General features: G+C 66.0%; 9 protein-coding genes. 2 read left to right on the top strand and 7 right to left on the bottom strand.

Annotated features, from left to right (window positions below; genetic code table 11):
* From ACTJJK_RS19845 to ACTJJK_RS19825, 5 genes are all read right to left on the bottom strand, one after another.
* The coding region (locus tag ACTJJK_RS19845; protein WP_440731046.1) for an autotransporter-associated beta strand repeat-containing protein at positions 1-11,129 on the bottom strand (11,129 nt) is incomplete at its 3' end.
* Between the two features lie 515 nt (positions 11,130-11,644).
* The gene (locus tag ACTJJK_RS19840) at positions 11,645-11,965 is read right to left on the bottom strand and encodes a hypothetical protein (protein WP_440731045.1); all 321 of its coding nucleotides are present in this window, start codon (positions 11,963-11,965) and stop codon (positions 11,645-11,647) included.
* Between the two features lie 267 nt (positions 11,966-12,232).
* Positions 12,233-12,613 carry a hypothetical protein gene (locus ACTJJK_RS19835; protein WP_440731044.1) on the bottom strand — a complete coding sequence of 127 codons (381 nt, stop codon included), beginning with the start codon at positions 12,611-12,613 and terminating at the stop codon, positions 12,233-12,235.
* A gap of 252 nt (positions 12,614-12,865) precedes the next feature.
* Positions 12,866-13,510 carry a response regulator gene (locus ACTJJK_RS19830; protein ID WP_440731043.1) on the bottom strand — a complete coding sequence of 215 codons (645 nt, stop codon included), beginning with the start codon at positions 13,508-13,510 and terminating at the stop codon, positions 12,866-12,868.
* Complete coding sequence (locus tag ACTJJK_RS19825) at positions 13,507-13,869, bottom strand: Hpt domain-containing protein (protein WP_031370130.1); 363 nt, start codon at positions 13,867-13,869, stop codon at positions 13,507-13,509. Before ACTJJK_RS19825 ends, ACTJJK_RS19830 begins: the two co-directional genes overlap by 4 nt.
* Positions 13,870-14,004: 135 nt before the next feature.
* On the opposite strand from ACTJJK_RS19825, the gene ACTJJK_RS19820 reads away from it, so the two are divergent.
* Positions 14,005-15,222 carry an EAL domain-containing response regulator gene (locus ACTJJK_RS19820; RefSeq protein ID WP_161786054.1) on the top strand — a complete coding sequence of 406 codons (1,218 nt, stop codon included), beginning with the start codon at positions 14,005-14,007 and terminating at the stop codon, positions 15,220-15,222.
* 399 nt (positions 15,223-15,621) lie between these two features.
* Here ACTJJK_RS19820 and ACTJJK_RS19815 read toward each other — a convergent pair whose 3' ends face one another.
* Positions 15,622-16,581, bottom strand: a complete 960-nt coding sequence (locus tag ACTJJK_RS19815; RefSeq protein ID WP_440731042.1) for a LysR family transcriptional regulator — start codon at positions 16,579-16,581, stop codon at positions 15,622-15,624.
* A 443-nt stretch (positions 16,582-17,024) separates the two neighbouring features.
* Entirely contained in the window at positions 17,025-20,801 is a 3,777-nt protein-coding gene (locus ACTJJK_RS19810; protein ID WP_440731041.1) for a response regulator, read from the bottom strand.
* A 326-nt stretch (positions 20,802-21,127) separates the two neighbouring features.
* On the opposite strand from ACTJJK_RS19810, the gene ACTJJK_RS19805 reads away from it, so the two are divergent.
* The gene (locus tag ACTJJK_RS19805; RefSeq protein WP_440731040.1) at positions 21,128-21,808 is read left to right on the top strand and encodes a response regulator transcription factor; all 681 of its coding nucleotides are present in this window, start codon (positions 21,128-21,130) and stop codon (positions 21,806-21,808) included.
* Positions 21,809-21,814 lie beyond the last annotated feature (6 nt).

Genomic DNA, 21,814 nt, shown 5'->3' with positions numbered 1-21,814 from the left:
TCGCCGCCGCGGAAATCGGCGCTGTCGTTGCCGGCGCCGAATTCGAAGTTGCCGATCACCGTGCCCGACGACGCGAAGCTGTCGTTGCCGGCGGTGCCGCTGTAGAGGCCGGTGGCCTTCAGGGTCGCGCCGGCGGCGACCGTAGTGTTCTGCGCGGACACGCTGCCGCTGGCGGTGACTTCGAGCAGGCCACCGATCACCTCGACGTCGATGAACTGCGAAGGCCCGTTGATCTGCAACGCACCGGCACCGGACTTAGCCAGCGATTCGAAGCCCAGCATGCTGCCCAGCGGCACGTTGAAGCCGCCTCCGATATTTGCCTCGAGCGTGTCGTTGCCGAGGCCGCCTTCGACCGTGCCGATCGCTGCGGTGGTTTCGTGGACGATGAAGCGGTCGTCGCCGGCACCGAGCGCGAACGTGCCGCTGCCGGTGTCGAGCGTGCCGGCCAGGTCGAATGCATCGTCGCCGTCGCCGAGGTCGCCGGAAGCGAGCAAGCTCGCGCCAGCGGCCACTTCGACCGTGTTGACGCCGGCGCTGCCGGTCAACACGGTCTGGCCCGCGGCCATGCCTTGCACGCGGCCGTCGATCGCGAGCGTGGTGCCGTCGGCCATCGCCAAGGTCGGCGTTTGCAGGGTTCCGGCCACGCTCAGAATGCCGCCGTTGAGCGTGGTGCCGCCGCTGAAGCTCTGGATGCCGGTCAGCGTGACTTCGCCGGCGTTGTCCTTCTGCAGGAACTCGAAGTTGATCGTGTTGCCGGCATCGAAGCTGAAGGCGTTGGCGTTGTCGAGCACCACCGTGTCGCCGCTGCCGTGTCCGCCGCCGCTGATGACCGCGTTGAGCGCGGCGCCGTCGCCGAGGGTCAGCACGTCTTCGCCGCCGCACAGGTCGATGCTGCCGCTGCCGGACACGGTGCCCGACACGCTCATCGTGTCGTTGGCGGCGCCGCAACCGAAGCTGCCGTCGACGTTCAAGGTCGCGCCGGCTCCGACCACCGTGGCCAGTGTGCTGCCTGCGGTCGCCACCACGCTGCCGGCCGGGCCGATATTCAAGGTACCGCCGAGCACGCTGACCTCCTGCAAGTCGGTTGCGCTCGGGCCGATGATGTTGAGCGTGCCGGTGCCGGTCTTGGTCACGCCTTCGAAGTTGACCAACGCACCCAGGTCTGCGGTCAGATCGATGTCGTAGACGCGCGTATCCAGGCCGGCGCCGCCGTCGATGGTGCCGAGCACCGTGGTGCCGTCGTGGACGACGAAGCTGTCGTCGCCGTCGCCCAGTGCGAAGGTGCCGCCCAAGGTGTCCAGCGTGCCGACCACGTCGAGCACGTCCTCGCCGGCGCCGAGATTGCCGTTGGCCAAAGCCGAACCGTTGATAGTCACCGTGTTGACGCCGACGCTGCCGGTGATCGCGGCGGCGATGCCCGCCCCTGCGTCCAGACTGCCGTCGACGGTCAACGTGGTGTCGTCGTTCATCGCCACGGTCGGCGTGCTCAGCGCGCCGGCGACCGCGAGCTCGCCGCCGTTGAGGGTGGTGCCGCCGCTGAAGCTTTGGGTGCCGGTCAGGGTCGCGATGCCTGCGTTGTCCTTCTGCAGAAATTCGAAGTTGACCGTATTGCCGGCGCCGAAGCTCAACGCCCCGGCGTTATTGAGCACGACCGTATCGCCGCCGCCGGCGCCGCCGTCGAGCACGCCGCCGAAGCCGCTCAGGTCGGCACCGTCATTGAGGGTCAGGGTGTCGTCGCCGTCGTCGAAGGCGATCGCGCCGCTGCCGGCGATCGCACCGGACACCGTCATCGTGTCGCCGCCGGCCGTGCCGGCGAAGTTGCCGTCCACGTTCAAGGTGGCGCCGTTAGCGACCGTGCTGGTGGCTACGCCACTGACGCTGCCGGCGACGCCGATGTCGAGCGTGCCGCCGTCGACGTTGACGGTGGTGAAGTCCGACGCGGCCGGGCCGTCGATGTTCAAGGTACCGGTGTTGGTCTTGGTCAAGGTCTCGAAGTCGGTGGCGCCGCCGAGGGTTGCGTTGCCGGCGAAGTCGGCGGTCAGAGTGTCGATGCCGGCACCGCCGTCGATCGGCGTGGCCAGGCCGCTCATGTCGGCGCCATCCTGCAGGATCAGATGATCGTCGCCGTCGAGCATGTCGATGACGCTCGATCCGCTGACGTTGCCGGCCACGGTGAAGCTGTCCGCGCCCGTAGTGAAGCCGAAGGCGCCGTCGACGATCAGGTTCGCGCCGTTGGCTACGGTGGCGGTGTTGACGCCGCCGATATCGCCGCCGGCGCCGATGTCGAGGGTGCCGCCGTCGACGTTGACGGTGGTGAACGCCGAGACGGCCGGACCGTCGACGTGCAGGGTGCCGGTGTTGGTCTTGGTCAGGGTCTCGAAGCCGATCGCCCCGCCGAGGGTCGCCGTGCCGGCCAGATCGGCGACGAAGGTATCGCTGCCGGTGCCGCCATCGACGGCATTGCTCAGTCCTGAGAGATCGGCACCGTCCTGGATCGTGAACGTGTCGTCGCCGTCGAGCAGGTTCACCGCGCCGTTGCCGGCGACCGTGCCGGCGACGGTGAAGCTGTCGTTGCCGGTGGTGCCCAAGTAGCTGCCATCCAGGTTCAAGGCCGCACCGCTGGCGATGGTAGTGTTCTGTGCGACCACGCTGCCGGCGGCGCCGACGTTCAAGCTGCCGGCGAGCACATCGACGGTGACGAAGTCCGAACCCGCCGGGCCGTTGATGTTCAGCGCGCCGACGCCGGTCTTGCTGAGCGTCTCGAAGCCCTGTACCGCACCAAGATCGGCGCTGGTGGCGATGTCGGCGTTCAACAGATCGGTGCCGGCACCGGCCGCGACCGTGCCGACGATGTTGGTGCCGTCGTGGATGCTCAGGGTGTCGTCGCCCGCGCCCAGGTCGAATACGCCGCCGTCAGTGTCGAGGCTGCCGGCGACATCGAGGACGTCGCTGCCATCGCCCAGGTCGCCGTTCGCCGACAGGCTCGCGCCGGCAGCGACGTTGACGGTGTTGCTGCCGGCGCTGCCGCTGATCGCCGTCGCGGCGCCGCCTGCCGCCTGCAGGCTGCCGTCGACATTCAGTGTGGTGCCGTCGCCCATCGTCAGGGTCGGCGTATCCAGGCTGTCGGCGACGGTCAGGGTGCCTCCATTCAAGGCGGTGCCGCTGCTGAACCCGTGTGCGCCCGTGAGGAGCGCCTCGCCGCCGTTGTCCTTCTGCAGCGCTTCGAAATTGGCGATGTCGCCGCCGTCCAGCGTCAGCAGGCCGGCGTTGTCGAGCACAACCCGGTCGTCGCCGGCATCGCCGTCGATCGGATTCAGCAGCCCGGCGATGTCGGCGCCGTCGCCCAGCATCAGGGTGTCGTCTCCCCCGCACAGATTGACGCTGCCGCTACCGCTGACCGTGCCGGACACGCTCAGAGTGTCCGCCTGGCTGCCGCAGCCGAAGGCGCCATCCACGTTCAATGTGGCGCCGGCGGCCACCACGGCATTCAGCGAACTGCCCGCGGAGGCGACGATGCTGGCGCCCGCATGCACGTCCAGGCGGCCTTCGAGCACTTGCACATCCTGCAGGTCGGTGGCGCCCGGGCCGGTGATATTGAGCACGCCGGTGCCGCTCTTGGTCACGCCCTCGAAGTTCTGCAGCGCACCGAGGTCGGCGCTGGTGTTGATGTCGTAGGTGCGGGTATCGACGCCGGCGCCGCCGTCGATCGTGCCGATCACCACGGTGCCGTCGTGAACCACGAAATTGTCGTCGCCGTCGCCCAGCGCGAACACGCCGCCCCCCGTGTCGAAGGTGCCGAGCACGTCGAGCACGTCGTTGCCCGCGCCCAGGTCGCCGTTCGCCAGCAGCGTGCCACTCGCGCCGACACGGACAGTGTTGATGCCGGCATCGCCGGTCAGCGCGGCCGCACTGCCGGCACCGGCCTGCACGGTCCCGTCCACGTTGAGCGTGGTGCCGTCGACGAGGGCGACGGTCGGCGTCTCCAGCGTCCCGTCCACGTCCAGCGTGCCGCCGTCGATCGTCGCGCCGCCGGCGAAACTCTGGCTGCCGGTCAGCGTCGCTGTACCGGTGTTGGTTTTCTGCAACAGTTCGAAACCATCGGTGTTGCCGGCATCGAAGTCGAGCTGGCCGGCATTGTCGAGTACCAGACTGTCGTTGCCGCCCAGGCCGCCGTCGATGGCGTTGTTGAGCACCGCGCCATCCTGCAGGGTCAGGCGATCGTCGCCGCCGCACAGGTCGATGGTGCCGGTGCCGGCCACGGTGCCGGCCACGGTCATCGTGTCGTTGCCGCCACCGCAGCCGTAGCTGCCGTCGACGACCAGGGTCGCCCCGTTCGCCACCGTGGTATCCAGCGTGCTGCCAGGCGCGGGAACCACGCTGCCGGCCGCGGCGATGTTCAAGGTGCCCGCAGCGACCGTCACCGCCGTGAAATCCGAGCTCATCGGCCCGTTGATGTTCAGCACGCCCGAGCCGGTCTTGCTCAGCGTCTCGAAGCCCTGCACGGCGCCCAAGTCGGCGACCGTGTCGATATGGGTGTCGAAGGTATCGTTGCCGGCGCCGGCCGAGACGGTGCCGATGATGTTGGTGTTCTCGTGGATGGTCAGGGTGTCGTCGCCGTCGCCGAGCGCGAACACCCCGCCGGCGGTGTCGAGGCTGCCGGCGACATCCAAGACGTCGTTGCCGGCGCCGAGGTCGCCGTTCGCCAGCAGCGTTCCGCCCGCGCCCACGCTGACCGTATTCGCGCCGGTACTGCCGCCGATCGCGGCGGCGGGGCCGACGCTGCCGCCGACCGTGCCGTCCACGCCCAATGCGGTGTCGTCGGCCAAGGTAATGGTCGGCGTCTGCAGCGTGCCGTCGATATCCAACGTCCCCGCGTCGATCGCGACGCCGCCGCTGAAGCTCTGGCTACCGGTCATGCTGGCGGTACCGGTGTTCTGCTTGGTCAAGGTCTCGAAGCCGGCCGTCTGGCTGCCGTCGAAGACCATCGCCGAGGCGTTGTCCAGGATCAGCCGGTCGCTACCGCCCGCGCCGGCGTCCACACCGCCGGAACCGCTCTCGATAACCGCTCCGTCCCGCAGCGTCAGCACGTCGTCGCCGGCGCCCAGGCCCAAGGTGCCGGCGCCGGTGCCGAGCAGTCCGGCCAGGGTCACCGCGTCGTTGCCGTCGCCGAGGTCGCCGGCCGCGCGTAGCGTGCCGGTGAGACCGACATCGATCGTGTTGACGCCGGCGCTGCCACTGACGGCCGTCGGCGTGTTGCCGGCGGCTTCGACGATGCCGTCCACGTCGAGCACGGTACCGTCGGCCATCGACAGGGCCGACGTCTCCAGCCGGCCGTCCACATCGAGCGTGCCGCCGTCGAGCTCAGTGGCGACGGCGAAAACGTGATCGCCGGTCAGGGTCAGCGCGCCGGTGTTCTGCTTGGTCAGAATTTCGAAGGTGTCGATGCTGCCGCCGTCCAGGGCGTAGCCGAGCGCGGTGTTGACCACCAGGGTATCGGTGCCTCCGCCGGAGGTGCTCACGCCGCCGCCGAGCATTTGCGCGCCGTCGTTCAACACCAGCGTGTCGTCGCCGTCGCCGAGCTGCAACGTGCCCGTGCCGGTATCGAGGATGCCGGTAAGGGCGATCGTGTCGTTACCGCCGCCCAGGTCGCCGGCGGCGCGCAGCGTACCGGCGGTGCCGACGGTGACGCTCTGAGCGCCGGCATCGCCGCTGAGCGCGACCTGAGTGCCGCCCGCGGCCTGCACCGTACCGTTCACCCTCAGCGCGGAGGTCCCGGTCATGCCCACCGTCGCCGTCGCCAGACCGCCGTCCACCTGCAAGGTGCCGGCGGCGATGGTGGTGGCGCCGATGCTGTTGCCGGGCGAGGTCAGCACGCTGGTGCCGCTGCCGATCTGGGCCAGCGTGCCCGGCCCGCTCAGGGTGCCGCTGAAGGTGAAGGTGTCGTTGCGGTTGAGCGACAGGGTCGACGTCGGCGAATCCACGATTACGTTGCCGACGCCGGCATTGCCGGTGGTGCCGCCGTTGCCGATCACCAGGTTGCCGTTGTTGATGACCGTATTGCCGGAATAGGTGTTGTTTCCGGTCAGGATCCAGGTGCCGCTGTCGTTCTTGGCCAGGGTGGTGGCGCCGGTGCCGTTATTGCCGATAGTGCCGCCCATCGTGTTGTTGCCGGCATTGGTGCCGCCCAGGGCGATGGTGCGCGCGGTGTTGGTGCCGCTCAGCGTCACCGGCCCGGTGTTGGTGAACTGCAGCGCGCCGGTGCCCGAAGACTCGATGAAGGTGACGCCGGGAGCCAGAGTGAACTGGCGGTTGGTGCTGTCGCCCGCGCCGGTGTAGCGCAAGGTGGAACCGTTGCCGATCACCAGGTTGGCGGCGGCGGCGGACGAGGCGCCGATGCTGCTGGCCAGACCGCCGTCGGCCATCTGGTCGACGCTGAGCACGCCGCCGCTGATGGTGGTGATGCCGGTGTAGGTGCTGTTGTTGTTGCTCAGGCGCCAGGTGCCGGTGCCGGTCTTGGTCAGCGAAGTGACGCCCGCGCCGTTGTTGTTCAACTGCGCGGCGAACAGGTTGTCGCCGGTGTTGGTGCCGGTCAGGGTGAACGTGCGGGCGACGTTGGCGCCCGCCAGGGTCACCGGCGCGGTGGAGGCGAAATGGACGATGCCGGTGCCGGACGCGTCGAGCGAACCGCCGCTGGTACCCAGAGTGAATTGCCGGTCGGTGCTGCTGCCCGTACCCACGTAACGCAGGGTGCCGCCACTGAGCGTCAGATTGGCGGGGTCGGCGGCGGAGGCGCCGATCGAGCTGTTGACCCCGCCGTTCTCCAGGCAGTTGACCGCCAGCACGCCGGCATTGATCGTCGTCGTGCCGGTGTAGCTGCTGTTGCAGCCTGACAGTGTCTGAAGACCGGGGCCGTTCTTGATCAGGTTGCCGGGGCCGGCGATCGCGCCGGCATAGATCTGACTCAAGCCGTCGCGGATAGTCAGCGTGCCGGTGCCCAAGGCGATGTTGCCGCCCAGGGGGCCGCCGCCGGTCAGAGCGCCCGCGTTGACGTTGAAGTTATTCAGATCCAGCAGTACGCCGGCGCCATTGGTCATCACGAAGGCGTTGGTGGTGCCGAAAGCCGTGGCCGAGCCGGCGCGCAGGGTGCCGCCTCTTACTTGTGTGTTGGCGCCGTAGGCGTTGTTGCCGGACAACACCAGCGTGCCGGGGCCGTCCTTGTATATCTCGCCGCCGCCCGTAACCTGGCCACCGAAGCCGAGCGTGCTAGCAGCGTTGGTCACGTCGATGACGGCATAGCCCGTCAACTGAAAACCGCGATCGATGCTGACGGTCGCGCCGGTGTAGTTCAAGTTGCCGTTGCTGAACACCAGATTGGTCGACGCGCTGCCGGAGGCACCGATGCCGCTGGCCTGACCGCCATTGGCCAGGCAGTCGGTAGTCAGGCTGGCGGCTTGCAATGTGGTGGCGCCGGTGTAGGTATGGTTGCAGCCGTTGAAGATCTGTACGCCGCCGCCCGAACGCCAGACGCCGCCGGTGCCGCTGATCGTGCCCGAGTAATTGCCGTTACCGCCATTGATGCGCAACGTGGCCGAGCCGAGGGTGACGTTGCCACCGTTGGCGCCGCCGCCGTTGAGCGGGCCGATCATATTGTCGAAATTATTCAGATCTAGGGTCACGCCGGCGGTATTGGACAGGTTCATGGCGCCACCGGCGCCGAACGCATTGGTCGCTGTTCCTGCACGCAGCACGCCGCCGGTCACGTTGTTGGCGCCGGTATAGGTATTGGCACCCGACAGCACTAGGGTGCCTGCGCCAGATTTTGTGAATGCGCCCGCCCCCACCGCCGTGCCGCTGACTGTCAGCGTCGTAGCCGAATCGCTCACATCGATGCCAGCGCCGCTCGCGCCCAGGGTGAAACCGCGATTGATGCTGGTGGTCGTGCCGGTGTACTGCAGGCCGCCTCCGTTGAGCACCAAACTGGCCGAGGCGTTGGTGCCCGCGCCGATGCCGCTGACCTGGCCTCCGTTTGCCAGGGTATCGACCGACAACAGGCCGCCCGTGACCGTGACGATGCCGGTGTTGTTGTTGGTGTCGTTGGCCAGGGTCAGCGTACCGGCGCCGCTCTTGGTGAAATCGGCGCCGTCGGCACTGGTCAACAGGCCTTGGAAGGTGAGATTGGTCGCGGCATTAGTCACCTCGATGCCGCTACCCAGGATCGCGCCGGACTTGCCGATGGTGAAACCGCGATCGCTGGTCGTGGTACCGCCGGTGTAGCGCAGCGTGCTTCCTTCCAGCACCAGATTGGTTGGACCGGCCGCGGATGCGCCGATGCTGCTGGCCGCGCCGCCGTTGCCGATGTTGTTGACCGCCAGCGTACCCTGCACCACGCGGGTCGGACCGGTGTAGCTGTTGCTGGCATTGGTAAGCGTGACCAGTCCGGTACCGGACTTGGTGAAACCCGTGGCCCCGCCGTTGTCGACGATCTGCGAGGCGATGGTGAAGTTGCCGGTGCTGTTCTGCTGCACCGCCAGGTCGCCGCCGCTGGCGCCCGTCAGCTGTCCGCCGGTGATCGTCTGATTGGTATTGAGCACCGTGGGCGCAACGATGATGGTGCCGTCCACGCCGAGAGTGTTGCCGGGCGACACGGTCACGGTGGTCGACACCGGACGGGTATAGCGCAGTCCACCGAGCTGCTTGGTGCCGGTCACCGTGCCGAAGAAGCCGGCGGTGTCGGTGATGAACTCGTTGTCGAGCCAATTGGCGGCATTGTCTTTCTGGGTGTAGTCGGCAAGGGTGAAGGCGGTGATGTTGCCGCCTACCACCTTGGCGTAGTCGGTGCCGTTGACCGTCGCCCAGCCGCCCAGGGCCGTGTTGGTGGTGGTGATGTTGCCGCTGGTCGGCAGGTTGAAATTGATCAGGCCGCCGGTGCGGTTGATGGCGCCCAGGTTGAGGGTCGCGCTGCCGCCGCTGCCGGAGGTGACGCCGATGGTGTTGTTGCTGGCGGTGACGTTCAGGCCGTTGAAGGTCTGGGTATTGGCTTCGCCGGCCGCGCCTGTCACGTTGAGCGTACCGCCCATCATGTTCAGCGTGGAGGCGCCGGCGATGATGCCGCTGGTCGGGCCTCCCGCGGTGCTGAAATCCAGGCGCAGCGTTCCGCCCCCGACAGTGGTGGCGCCGGTATAGGTACTGGCGCCGGTCAGGGTCTGGGTGCTGGCCCCCAGTTTGGTCAGACCGCCGCTCCCGGTGATGCTGCCGGCATAAGTCGAGGTAACACCCGTGGCACCGTTCAGAGTCAGGAGGGCGCTGTCCAGCTCGACCGTGCCGCCGGTGCCGGACAGCGTGTCGAAAGTCCTGTCGAACCCGTTCAAGTCCAGCGTGCCGCCGTTGACCTGGGCCGCAGCGGACGCGCCGAAGGCGGTAGCGGTGCCGGCGCGCAATACGCCGTTGTCGACGATGGTGGTCCCGGTGTAGGTATTGGCGCCGGTGAGCAGCCAGGTCGCGGCGCCGCCGCTGCGCAGGCTGCTGTTGCCGGAGATCACGCCGGTAATGACGTTGTCCGCGCCGGTGTAGCTGCCGGCAAGGGTGGCGTTGGTGGTGAGGGCCATCGAGCCGCTCAACGTCAGTGCGCCGGTGCCATCGTTGGCGAGCGTGCCGACGCCTATCTGCCAATCGCGATCGCTGCTGGCACCTGCACCGGTATAACTCAGGGTGCCGTTCGCACTGAGGTTGACGATGCTGCCGGCGCCCAACGAACTGACGACGCCGCGGTCGGCGAGAGTGTTGACCACCACCCGCCCTGCATCGCGGATCACCGCCCGGCCGGTGAAGGTGTTGGCGTCGCCGAGGCGAACGGTGCGGCCTGCCTGGGCGACGAACCAGGCATCGCGGGCGTTGTTGCTGCTGATTACGCCCAGCAGTTCCATGTCGGCGGTCAAGGCCTGGAACTGAGCGGAGTTGCCCGAGCCGCCGCCCAGGGCGATGTTGCCGGTCAGGGTCAGAGTGCCCGTCCCGCGGTTGCGCAGATACGCAGCCTCGCCGCTCGGACCCGCCGGCGGATTGATTTGCCAGCCGCGGTTGGAGGTGTCGCCATCGCCGAAATAGTCGAGAACGGCGTTGGTCTGGCCTGGAGCACCGATGGTAATGATGCCGTTCGCGACGGTGGTGGGCGCTCCGAGAGAACTGGCGATGCCCAGGTCGGCGATGGAGGTGAAGCTGGACGCGGCCCCACTGGAGAAAGTGGTCCTGCCCGTGTAGTTGCTGAAGTTGTTGGTCAGTGCCAAACCGAAGAAATTGGCGTTGCCGCTGCCGGTATAGAAGCCGCTGCCGGCGCCGCCACCGGAGATCGCGACGGTCCCGGTGAGCGAAACCGTCCGTCCTGCCAGACCGCCCCCGGTGGTGCCCACGCTCAGTTGGGTAGCGTTGGCCATGTTGACGACATTGGCGATGTTGCCGAGGGCGCCGTTGCCGCTCGCGGTCAAGCTGCCGGCGTTGACATTGACCGCGCCGGTGAACGTGTTCGCACCACTCAGGGACAGGCTGCCGGTGCCGGCCTTGGTCAGGCCGGCGCTGCCGGCGATGACCGAACCGATGGTGGTGGTGACGCCGGCATTGGTCGTAACGGTGGGCGTCGCGCCGGCCAGGGTCAGGGTGCTGCCGGTGAGGGTGTAGCCGTTGCTCAGGAAGGTCAGATTGTGAGCGGTTATCGGCACGCCCAGGGTTACCGTTCCGGCGGTTCCGCCGAAGAACGCATCGTCGAGCGCAGCGTTGCTCCAGGCGCTGAAAGGACCGCTGACGCCGTCGCTGTTCGGGCTCCAGAACGGACTGGTGAGGTTCCAGGTTCCGCTGCCGCCGTTACCGACCGCCGTGCCGTTGAAATCCCAGTACCGGTCTGCCGCCCATGCTGGCGCATACAGCGCCAGCAAGGCGAAGAACACGCCTAGCTGCAACGGCCAATGGCGCGCCGGCGGCGTGCCCTCGACCTCGTCGCGGTCGAGCGTCAGCGCCAGCGCGCCCGCGCGCTTGCGCTGGTCGACCCCGCCCGCGCTCTTGCCGCGGGACGTGGCGAGCTCGGAAACGACCACCCAGGTGTTCAGTGCCTGCGACCAGAGGATGCGGAAGATTCGGTTCATGTGTTTCTCCATGTGAGTCGCGTGCGCCGCGCATAACGGACGAGGCGCCGTCGGCTACGTCGGTGACCGTCTTGCAGATACGGATAAGTCGATGGCCGGTGAGGCCGGCACGCCAGGGTGAATCAAGTCGGCGAAGTGCGGCTACAGCGAGTCAGGTGCGGCGATCACGGCAGCGGCCTGAGCAAAATTAGCGACAAGCAAAAGCACGATGCACGGCACCGCAACGGCACTGGCCTCCCCTGCCAGGCGTAATCTCTTGTTGTTGTCGAGCTTGCGACACTTGCAAAATGGCAAGCGTCGAAAGCTCGCGTCATGCCGAATTTAAATCAATAACGATCCAAGACACGATGCCGACCGTCGAACGCCAACCACCGTCAATCCTCGCGGTGAGAAAGCGTTATTTTCGGTGAGCGTCGAATAGGAATGCGCCCGACGCTGCAACGAGATGGTGCAGAACAGCGATTCATACAGCCCCCTCCATCAGTCTCCATATCCGATGGAGCCGCGATGTTGTTTCAGTGCTCGAAATCTTCGGTGTGGCTCAATAGCGCGGCGATGACCGGCCGATGCCGGGCATAGGCGGCAACGAAGCGTTCGCCCGCGACTTGACGCAGTTCCGCGGCGACCTTGGCGCCATCGTGTTCGGACAACTGCAGACAGACGGTGTGGATGCGCTGCGACAGTTCGCTGACGACCTGCCATTCGTTGGCCGCGGCGGCGCCCTCCAGCCGCTGCAGATCCGCCGCGACGCCGCGGTAGAACACCCGTGCCACATGCCGGACCTTGTCCGGGTCGTGTTCGAGCAGTTCGCAGAACTCGCCCATCTGTGCGGACATCGCTACCCCCGACACGATCAGTTTCGTGCCATTGATCACATTCTAGGCAGGCGGTCGGCGACCCCGGAATAGGGAAAAGTCTTAGAGCCAAGGGCTTGGAAGTGTCGGCAAACCACTGGCGCGGTGTCGTCGAGGAAAGCCCGCTACGCTCGGCTTAGCCCCTTATCGCCGCGGACTGCACCGGCATGGGCGAAGCCGTTTGCACCGGGCTTTCACCGTTGACCTCGTCCGGGGCGTGCGCAGCCGGCCGAGATTCTACGGACGCGATCAGTGCCTGAAGCTGCCGACGCCAAGCGAATCGGGCGGCGACTTCCGCTCGGCGATGCCGCGTCCTACGAACTCCTCGGCGCGATCCAGGGTCCGCACGATTCGCGGCCGCCGCTGGCGATAAGCATCGGCGAAGCACTCGCCCGCAGTGTGGGTCAGGCCGGCCGCCGCTTCCGCGGCGTCGTGCTCGCCTACCTGCAGACAGCTGACTTGAATTCGCCATGCCAATGCACGAACGGTCGACCACTCATTGGCGGCCGCAGCCTGCTCCAGGCGGTGCAGATCCTTGATCGCCGAACGGTAGAACTCCCAGATCACCCGCCGCACTTTGTGCTGGTCGTTTTTCAGCAGTCGGGCGAGCTCGGGAAAATGGACGGTCATCGCCTGCTCCTGGGGACATGAGTGGGCCTGCGTCCGCTGCCGATGAGCCTGGGGCCCAGACGAGTCCGTCGTCCGGCCTGCCAGGCACCCGAAGCATGATGAATGCAGGGCCCGGCGGCGGGAATTAGGAAAAATCTTAGTGCTCGGCAATGCCGGCAGGTGATGCACGGACCTCAGGAAGTGCAGCTCGATCGCGCCGCCATCGGTGCGGCATGCGCGGCGTGCGCGAGTCCGGGCCGAGCGCGGCGATCTCTATAACAGGTAGTCGAGCCCATGCTGCTCGAGATAGTGGCCGAGCTCGTCCTTGGACCTCAAGCCGAGCTTGCGCAACGCGTTGTATTTGTGCGTCGTCACGGTTTTGTAGCTGCGATTGCTGTCGATGGCGATGGCTTGCAGGTTCTCGCCCCGCGCCAAGGCGATCATCACCGTCCGCTCGCCCGTGGTGAGCTGGTGCCATGGATGCTTGCGCGCGATATCGAGATCGACCAGTGGGTCGACATAACTGTTTCCAGCCACGACCGCGCCGATGGCGTCGATCGCCACTTGCGGGCCGCTGGCCTTGGAAACGAAAGCGCGGGCGCCGAGATCCAGCAGCGCCTGGGCCAGACAGGGGTGCTCCTCTCCGGTGTAGATCACCACTTGCAGCGAGGGCTGCGCGGTCAGGATCGCCTGCAGCAGCGGGGCGCTGTTCAATCGACCCGGCATGCGCAGGTCCAGGACCAGATATTCCCAGGACTCGGCCTGCAAACGGGACAGCAGGCTGTCGCTGTCGGTGACCGAATCGACCAGAACGCGGTCCTGGCCGAGCGCGGTTTTCAGCATTTCCGCAAGCGCGACGATGATGATCGGGTGATCGTCCGCGATCAGTATCCTTGCCGGCAACGCGTTCGCCTTCATGTTTCACCCGCCTCATCCGGATACGCCAGGTACGCGAGGACGCGCATCATCACCCTATCCAGTTCGTCTCGCGTGCTTGCGAATGTTTGTCCGAGACAGTCGCCCGGAGAGCCGGCGGACACCGCCCGTTCGATCGAGGCTAACCCCTGTGCTGCGGCCGTCTCGCCGATCTGCAGGCAGCCCGACTTCATCTTGTGCGTCAGCGCCCCGATCGTCGCCCAGTCGCGGCTTGCCCAGGCCCGGTCCAGTCGCTGCAGGTCCTCGCCGGTACAGCGGGCGAAAACATCCAGCACCCTGCGCACCCGGGCGGTATCGCCTCGCAAAAGACGGCTCAAGGGCTCGAAATTGGAGGCCTTCATCGCAATCCGAATCCGCCTCCCGCCCAGGTTGAGAACGGTGCATGATATAGGCAAGTCGTCCGTTCTTTGATCGCTGCGCGCATATGCTGGCGTTCTAAGACAACTCGTCGCGATTGTCCATGACGGAGACCACGTTTGCCCAACTCGCCGTACCCGGTCGGATTGAGGGCTCTGGTCGTCGACGACGATCCGGTGATGCTCGAGATCATCTCCGCGCTGCTCGGCGACGCCGGGCTGCTGCTTCCGGAAACCGCGGACAAAGGCGAGCTCGCCCTCGAACGGTTGGCGGCCCGCCCCTTCGACCTGCTGATATGCGACCTCAACATGCCAGGCATGGACGGGATCCGTTTGCTGAGCCATGTTGCCGCGCTGTCGCGCCACCCCGCGGTCATCCTGCTCAGCGGCGAGGATTCCCGCGTGCTGGACGTCAGCCGGCAGTTCGCCGAAGCCAAAGGCTTGACGATACTCGGGGTGCTGGGAAAACCGGTCGATCTGCAGTCCCTGACCACGGTGTTGGCGCGATATCGTCCGGCGGAAGGCCGCTCGTGGCAGGACGCGCCCGACGTGGCGATCGACGGCGACGCCATCCGTGGCGGCATCGACGGAGGCGCGTTGCATCTGGCCTATCAACCCAAGCTGGAACTGGGCAAGCGCTCGTTCGTCGGTGCCGAAGCGCTGTTGCGCTGGCAGGACCCGAAGCTCGGTGCGGTTCCACCGTCGGACGTAGTGCGGGCCGCGGAAAACGCGGGCCTGGTCGATCTGCTCACCTTGGCCGTCCTTACCCGGGCGGTGGCCGATCGCGCCGCACTGATGCGCAACGGCATCGACATCAATCTCGCCTTCAACGTATCGATGCATAACCTGCACAACCTGTCGATCATCGACCGGATGTCGGAGATCGTCGCCGCGGCCGACGATCGGCCGGATCGTTACACCCTGGAGGTAACCGAGACGCACCTCATGAAGGAGCCGGCGCATGTGATCGAGGCCTTGATCCGCTCTCGCCTGCGCGGCTTCAAGGTCGCCATCGACGATTACGGCACCGGCGCGGCGACGATGCAGTTTCTGATGCAGCTGCCGAGCACGGAGTTGAAGATCGACCGCAGCTTCGTCGCCGCCGGGCCGCGCAGCGAGCACGGGCGCGTCCTGTTGCAGTCCGCCATCGAACTGGGCCTTAGCCTCGGTCAAACCGTCACCGTCGAAGGCGTGGAGACCGATCAGGAGGATCGGCTGGCGCGCGAACTCGGTGGCCATCTGGGCCAAGGTTACCTGTATGGGCGTCCGATGGAACTGAGCGAACTGATCGCATGGGCGTGTACGCATCCGGTCGGCGTTCCTGCGAACCCAGGCTAGGTCCGTGCGCCACCTACCCTGGGATCAATGAGCGTATCTGCGCAGACTTGAGCGAGACGGAACGGGGCGCCTATGCGGACATCACCCGCCCGTCTGCTCACCGGCCGTCATCACGACGGGCGCTGACCGTGCACGACATCCTTGGAACGCGGCCAGTGCACTCGATGCCTGCAGAGGAGTCCGAATCAGGAACAGCCCTCGCCGGGGGCATGGCAAGAACTGCTCATCGAGTGCGGGGCCACTCTATGCGGCGATCGCAGTCGCAGATAGTCCCGCAACGACAACATCGGGTTGACCGTTCGCGAACGCTCGCGGGATGCGATCTTGATCGCACCGAACGATCCATCGGCATCGCTGCTTCGGCCTTGCGATCGACTGCGATGTTTCGCAAGCCCTGCATCATGCAAGCGCGATCGGCGCGCGAACGAGGCTGTCGTGGGCGAGCCGCTCGCTGAGGAACCCGATCAGCGCTTGTACCTTTAGCGACGATCGCCTGCTGGAGGGATACACCAACGACACCGGGCCGGCGGGCGGCGCGCAGTCGGGCATGACGACCTTCAATCGACCGGTGGCTATCGCATCGGCAATCACATAGTCGGGCAACAAAGCCAAACCCAGACCGGAGCGCGCGGCCTGTAACAGTTGGAAGCAACAAGGGCTGCGGATGCGTTCGCGAACGCGGGCCGTCCTCAGCTCGCCCTCGACCAGTAACTGCCATCCAGCCGACGTCCCGTTGCCCGAATTGACGAGGCAGTCGTGATAAGCCAGTTCGCCCGGGAGTTTCGGAGTACCTCTTGCGGCCAGGTACTCGGGGCTGGCGCAAATCCAAGAGCGCGTCGCACCCAAGCGTTTGGCGAGCAGGCTCGAGTTCGCGAGGTGACCGATGCGTATCGATAAATCATAGTTTGTGCCGTTGCCGCCCGCGTCGCATTCTTCGACGCCGAGGTCGATCCTGAGGCCGGAGTATATCGAAGCGAATTCGTTGAACAGCGGCGCCAACACCTGCGCGCCGTAGCAATGCGGCACCGAGACCCGCAAGGTGCCGTGGATCCCTCCGTTGAAGCCGGCGGCCAGATCGTTGGCGGCCTCCACCGATTCGATGATCGACACGCAACGCTCGTAGTAGGCATTGCCGACGTCGGTAACGCTGATCCTGCTGCCGCTGCGATCGATCAGTTGAGTTCCGAGCTGCAGCTCGATCTCGCTGATGCGGCGACTGATGACGGATTTCGAAGTGCCGAGCTGGCGCGCGGCGCCGGTAAAGCTGGTCGCGTTCACGACCGCGACGAACGCGAGCATCTCGGAGAAGCTGATCAGCGCAGGGTTTCTGCGCGGGGCGATCTCGTAGTTCACGTTCATTGCGGCATCCATCGAATGAGCGGAAGCCGGTGCAGCCCTGCCCGGCGTCTCGCTGCGGCGATGCTTCTTCATTCTTCATAGAAGCAGCAGACAAGGCGGAACGCTCGTGACCGAACGACGAATCGTCGCGATCGATTCCGATCGGATTAAGTGCCCCGCATCGCCTTCACCGGTGCAAGCGACGGTCGGCTTTGTTCCGACCCGCCTGTCAGCGAATTCTTAGTTCGAGCGGATACTAATGCGATGAGCATCACGATTTGAATTGGGAAAATTCTTAGGCGATCCCCGTCGCCAGTGCCCATGCGCCGGCCACGGCGCGGCTGCGAATCCGCCAACCGGGTGTTGCCGATGCTTGGCCAGGCAGCCCGGATACCCGTTGCCACGTGGAAGTGGCGTGCCGGGGAGCGCTGCCGGCGCGATGGCGGCAGCATCTGCCGTTGGCGTCACCTTCTGCCGATCCATTCGGCCAACAGGTCCAACAATTCGTCGGGGTCGATCGGTTTGGCGACGAAGTCGTCCATGCCCGCATCGGCGCAGCGTTTGCGGTCTTCCTGCATCACGTTGGCCGTCATCGCCAGGATCGGGACTCTGGGCTGCGGCATCAGCCGGCGGATTTCCCGGGTCGCGGTCAGCCCATCCATGACCGGCATCTGCATGTCCATCAGGATGATGTCGTAAGCCTGGGCTTGGGCCATGCCCACCGCGATGGCGCCGTCGTCGGCCACGTCGACCCGCAGTCCGGCATCGCTCAGGACCGCCCGCGCCACTTCCTGGTTGAAATCATTGTCTTCCACCAGCAGCACGCGCTTGCCGATGAGCGCGCAGTGCCGGCCCTCCTCTTGGGTAGGCCCCTCGGAAGCCTCTTCTTCGGAGGCTCCGATCATGCCGACCACCGAATCGATCATCTGCGAAGGTTCGATCGGCTTGATCAGCCGCACACCGCCCACGTCTCCCGTCTGCGCTACCGACTCCATGCGCTTGGCGCTGGCAACCGCGATGAGACGGATCGTCCGCGACGGTGCGTAGGCTCTGATGCGTTCCACGACCGACGGCCCCTCGAGGCGCGGGATATCCAGGTCCAGGACCACGACATCGAACGGTCTTTCGGATTCCACCGACGATTTGAAAGCGGCCAGCACGCTCCTGCCGTCGCAGACGGTCGCGACCGTGAACCCCAGGCCGGTCAACATTCTCGAGAGTTCGCCATGGCATTCGGCGACCAGGATGCGCCGGCCCCGTACCGTCGCAGGCAGTTCCTCGGCGTTGAGCTGCAACTCGCCGCGCCCCAATCGTGCGGTGAACCAGAAGGTGCTGCCTCGGCCGAGCTCGCTGTCCACCCCCACCTCGCCGCCCATCAGCTCGACCAGGTTCTTGCAGATCGCCAGGCCAAGTCCGGCGCCCTCGTACTTGCGCGTGGTGGAGCTGTCGCCCTGCTGAAACGCCTCGAATATCAAACCGACCTGATCGAGGTCCAAGCCGATGCCGGTATCGCGTACGGTGAAACGCAGCAGCATATCGCGCTCATCGCGTTGATCGACTCCGACCGATATCCGGATCCCGCCACGGTCGGTGAACTTGACCGCGTTGGTGGCGTAGTTGATCAGCACCTGGCCCAAACGCAAGCGGTCGCCCATGAGCGCCGCGGGCACGTCGGACGCCACATCGAATTGGATCTGCAGCCCCTTTTCTTCCACCTTGTCCCCGACCACGCTCGCGACGTCGCCCAATAGCTGCGATAGCGTGAAGTACGATTGCTCGATGGTCAGCTTGCCGGCCTCGACCTTGGAAATATCCAGGATGTCGCTGATGATGCTGAGCAGGTGCTGGCCTGCGCGCTGGATCTTGTCGAGGTAGGCGCGCTGTCCCGGGTCGGCGCTGTCCTTCAGCGCGAGATGCGACATGCCGAGAATGGCGTTCATCGGCGTGCGGATCTCATGGCTCATATTGGCGAGGAACTGGCTCTTGGCCGCATTGGCCGCATCGGCCATGGCCTTGGCCTGTCTCAGATCCTCTTGCGCCCGCACCAGTGCGGTGATGTCCTGGGTCGTGCCGCTGACCTGCAAGGGAGCACCGTCGAGGTCGGAGTACACGCGGCCGCGCGTAGTCAGCCAGCGCGTGTTGCCGCCCGGCAAGACCACGCGGTATTCGACCGAAAGGCGTCCGGCCCGCCGCGCATCGTCGACCGCGGCCTGCAAGTGCGCGCGGTCATGCGGGTGAACCAGCTTGAAGAACGCCTCGATCGAAATAGGCGTCCCCTGAGGAATGCCGAACATCGAGAAATTCCGGTCGGACCCGGTCAACAACCCGGTCCTCATGTCGTACTGCCAAGTCGCCAGATCGCCACCCTCGATGGCCAGGCTCAGGCGCTCCTCGCTCTCGCGCAATGCAGCTTCGGCGCGGCGGCTCTCGGTGATGTCGTCCAGGGTGAACTGCAGTATCTGTCTGCCGCGATGGCTGAAGGCCATCAAGTGAACCATGGCATCCCAGGTCTGGCCGTTCGGCCGCCGATGCCGCCACTCGAAGGTCTCCATGCCCTTGGTGAGCGCGGCTTGATCGTAATGCTCGATGGCCGTCGCCGAGTCGGTCCCATCGTACTGAGTCGGGTCCGATACATCGAGCGGCGTCTTGCCCAGGAGTTCTTCGCGGCGGGCATAGCCATACACCTTCACCGCGGCTTCGTTGCAGTCGATGAAGCCCGCGCCGTCGGGGTCGTAGACCACCATCGCCCGGTGCGAGCCCTGGAACAGCAGTTTGTTGAAGGCCTCGCTCTCTTTCAACGAATCTTCCGCGAGTTTGCGCCGGGTCACATCGCGCACGATCGCGAGCACGCCGTCCTGATTGCGCAGTTGTATTCCGTGCATCACGATTTCGGCGAAGAACGGCGTCTTGCCGCCGCGCAAATGCTGCCACTGCACGTGCACTACATCGCCTTCGATGTGTGCGGTCAGGCCCTCCGGCAGCGGCGGATCGCCCCCGCTCACCAGCCGCCCCAGCACGAAAGCGCGCGTCCTGTTGCCCAGCTCGATGCTGTCCTGACCGCCCGGCTGAGTCGCCGGGGTGATCAGCGGATCCGACAGGCGACGACCGATCAGATCCGTCTTCGACGACACGCCGTATAACTTCACCGCCGCTTCGTTCACATCGACGATGCCTTCGTGAGTGATGAACAGATAGCAGTCGGGCGATCGATCCCATAGCGCACGCAATTGCTCGGTGGCTTTATCGGCGCATTTTTCGGCTTCACGGCGATCGGTGATGTCGACGGCGATGCCGCAGATCGAATGAGGGACTCCGGCATCGTCGGTCAAGGGGAACTTGGTGCTCTGGAAGATGCGCGGCCCGTCGGCTCCGAGCACTTCTTCTTCGACTTCCTTGACCTGGCCGGCCGACAGCACTTCGGCATCGTTGGCGCGCACCCGCAGGGCGGCGTCGCGCGGAATGATGTCGAAGTCGGTCTTTCCAAGCGCTGCGCCGCGCGCAAGAGCGAAGAATCGCTCATAAGCGCGGTTGGTGAGGATCAGGCGGCCGAGCATATCCTTGACGAAGACGATGGCCGGATACTCGTCGATTACCTCCTGGATCAGTCGCTGCGAAAATCGCTGCTTGCGCAAGGCCCGCATCAGCAGCCACGACAGCATCATGCCGACCAACAGGCACGCGAGGATCGAGATCGTAATGACCGCGACGACCACTACGAAGTCCTGCCGAGCCGCCCGCTGCTGTTGCCTGGCGACTCGCGGTTGCAGTTCGATCAAACGATGCAGATCGGCGATGAGCGCATCCAGGGATGCGCCGAACCTGGCCGTCTCGGAATCCGGCTCGCCTCGACGCCGGCCGGCAAGGACGACTGCGTCGGCGTCGCGCACCAACACGCCGACTTGCCGATCGGCCTGAATGGCCAACCCCCGTTCCTCCGCGGTCATGCGGGTGGCCATATAGTCGCGCCAACGTTCGCTGCGCAAACCAATCAACGCGCCCGCTTTGGACGAGGAAGACTCGGCCGCCGGCAGCTCGCCGTGGAGATGAACCCTCAGGGCCTGGGCGCTTTCCAGAACCGCGGACAGGTGCCCAAGGGCCAGTGTCCGGTCTTCGTAGACGGTGTCCAGCCGCTGCATCACGCTGCGCAGCCCGACGATGCCCGCGGCCCCCGCGATCATGACGAACAGACACGAGACCGCGACCAGCAACCTGAGCCTTGTGTCGATCTTCAACTGATTCAAGCGACCCCCTTGGCCGGGATGTCGTCGCCCCCGCTGGCGATAGCGGGCAGCTTCGGCACCCTGCTTGGTTCAGATAGCGCTAGCGCAGCACCCACGGTCCTCTCTTATGGCAAACCATCGCAATTGTCCAGGCTCGATCATTCAGGCTGGATGGCCCAACCGTGGCTGCCACTGCCGGGGGGCGCGGCACCGCAGCGTCCGCGAATCGGCTGCGCTTTGCCAGGGTGGGTATCGACACGGCCGAATTGGCGAGCTTCTCGACCGACCATGGCCCAGGCCGGTGCTGCCCCACGATCCGCGCCGACGGCCTGTAGTAGCCTAACGCCATGCGCCTGCTCGTCCTCGAAGATCAAGCCGATTTGCGCCGGGCCCTTGCCGGACGCCTGCGTTCGCACGGGCATGCGGTCGACGAGGCGCCCGATCGCGGTACGGCGGAATCGTTCGTGCGCTCGTATGCCTACGATGCCTTCGTGCTCGACCGACTGCTGCCGGATGGCGATGGCCTGTCGCTGCTGCGGCAGTGGCGCGAACGCGGCGTGTCGACGCCGGCCTTGTTTCTCACTGCCTGCGACCGGGTCGAAGACCGTATCGAGGGTTTCGCGAACGGCGCCGACGACTATCTGGTGAAACCCTTTTCGATGGACGAGCTGATGGCGCGCATATCGGCCATCGCCCGCCGCAGCGGCGAAATCCGCCCCAGCATCGTGCGCGTGTCGGATCTGGAGGTCGACCTCGGCCGTCGTGAGGTCAGGCGCCGCGGGGTGCTGTTGCCGCTGCGCCCGAAAGAGTTCGCCTTGCTGCAGTTGCTGGCCGAGCGTGCCGGCCGCGTGGTCTCGCACAGCGACATCATCGCCGCGTGCTGGGGCGAAAGCCAGGAGCCTGCCTCGAACGCCGAGGAAGTGATCGTCGCGGCGCTGCGCCGCAAGCTCGGCGCTCCTGCGCTGCTGCGCACGATCCGCGGCGCCGGCTATCTGCTGGAAGAGCCGGATGCCGCAAGCAAGCCGTGAGCGGGC

The sequence above is a fragment of the Lysobacter sp. 22409 genome (genome assembly GCF_052045105.1).
GTDB lineage: Bacteria > Pseudomonadota > Gammaproteobacteria > Xanthomonadales > Xanthomonadaceae > Lysobacter > Lysobacter antibioticus_B.
Note: the sequence above shows the minus strand (reverse complement) of the source record. Positions and strands in the feature narration are given on the sequence as shown.

Bases quoted from the DNA above. Each gene is read 5' to 3' on its own strand.
- ACTJJK_RS19840 (WP_440731045.1), bottom strand. From the start codon at position 11,965: ATGTCCGCACAGATGGGCGAGTTCTGCGAACTGCTCGAACACGACCCG.
- ACTJJK_RS19835 (WP_440731044.1), bottom strand. From the start codon at position 12,613: ATGACCGTCCATTTTCCCGAGCTCGCCCGACTGCTGAAAAACGACCAG.
- ACTJJK_RS19830 (WP_440731043.1), bottom strand. From the start codon at position 13,510: ATGAAGGCGAACGCGTTGCCGGCAAGGATACTGATCGCGGACGATCAC.
- ACTJJK_RS19825 (WP_031370130.1), bottom strand. From the start codon at position 13,869: ATGAAGGCCTCCAATTTCGAGCCCTTGAGCCGTCTTTTGCGAGGCGAT.
- ACTJJK_RS19815 (WP_440731042.1), bottom strand. From the start codon at position 16,581: ATGAACGTGAACTACGAGATCGCCCCGCGCAGAAACCCTGCGCTGATC.
- ACTJJK_RS19805 (WP_440731040.1), top strand. From the start codon at position 21,128: ATGCGCCTGCTCGTCCTCGAAGATCAAGCCGATTTGCGCCGGGCCCTT.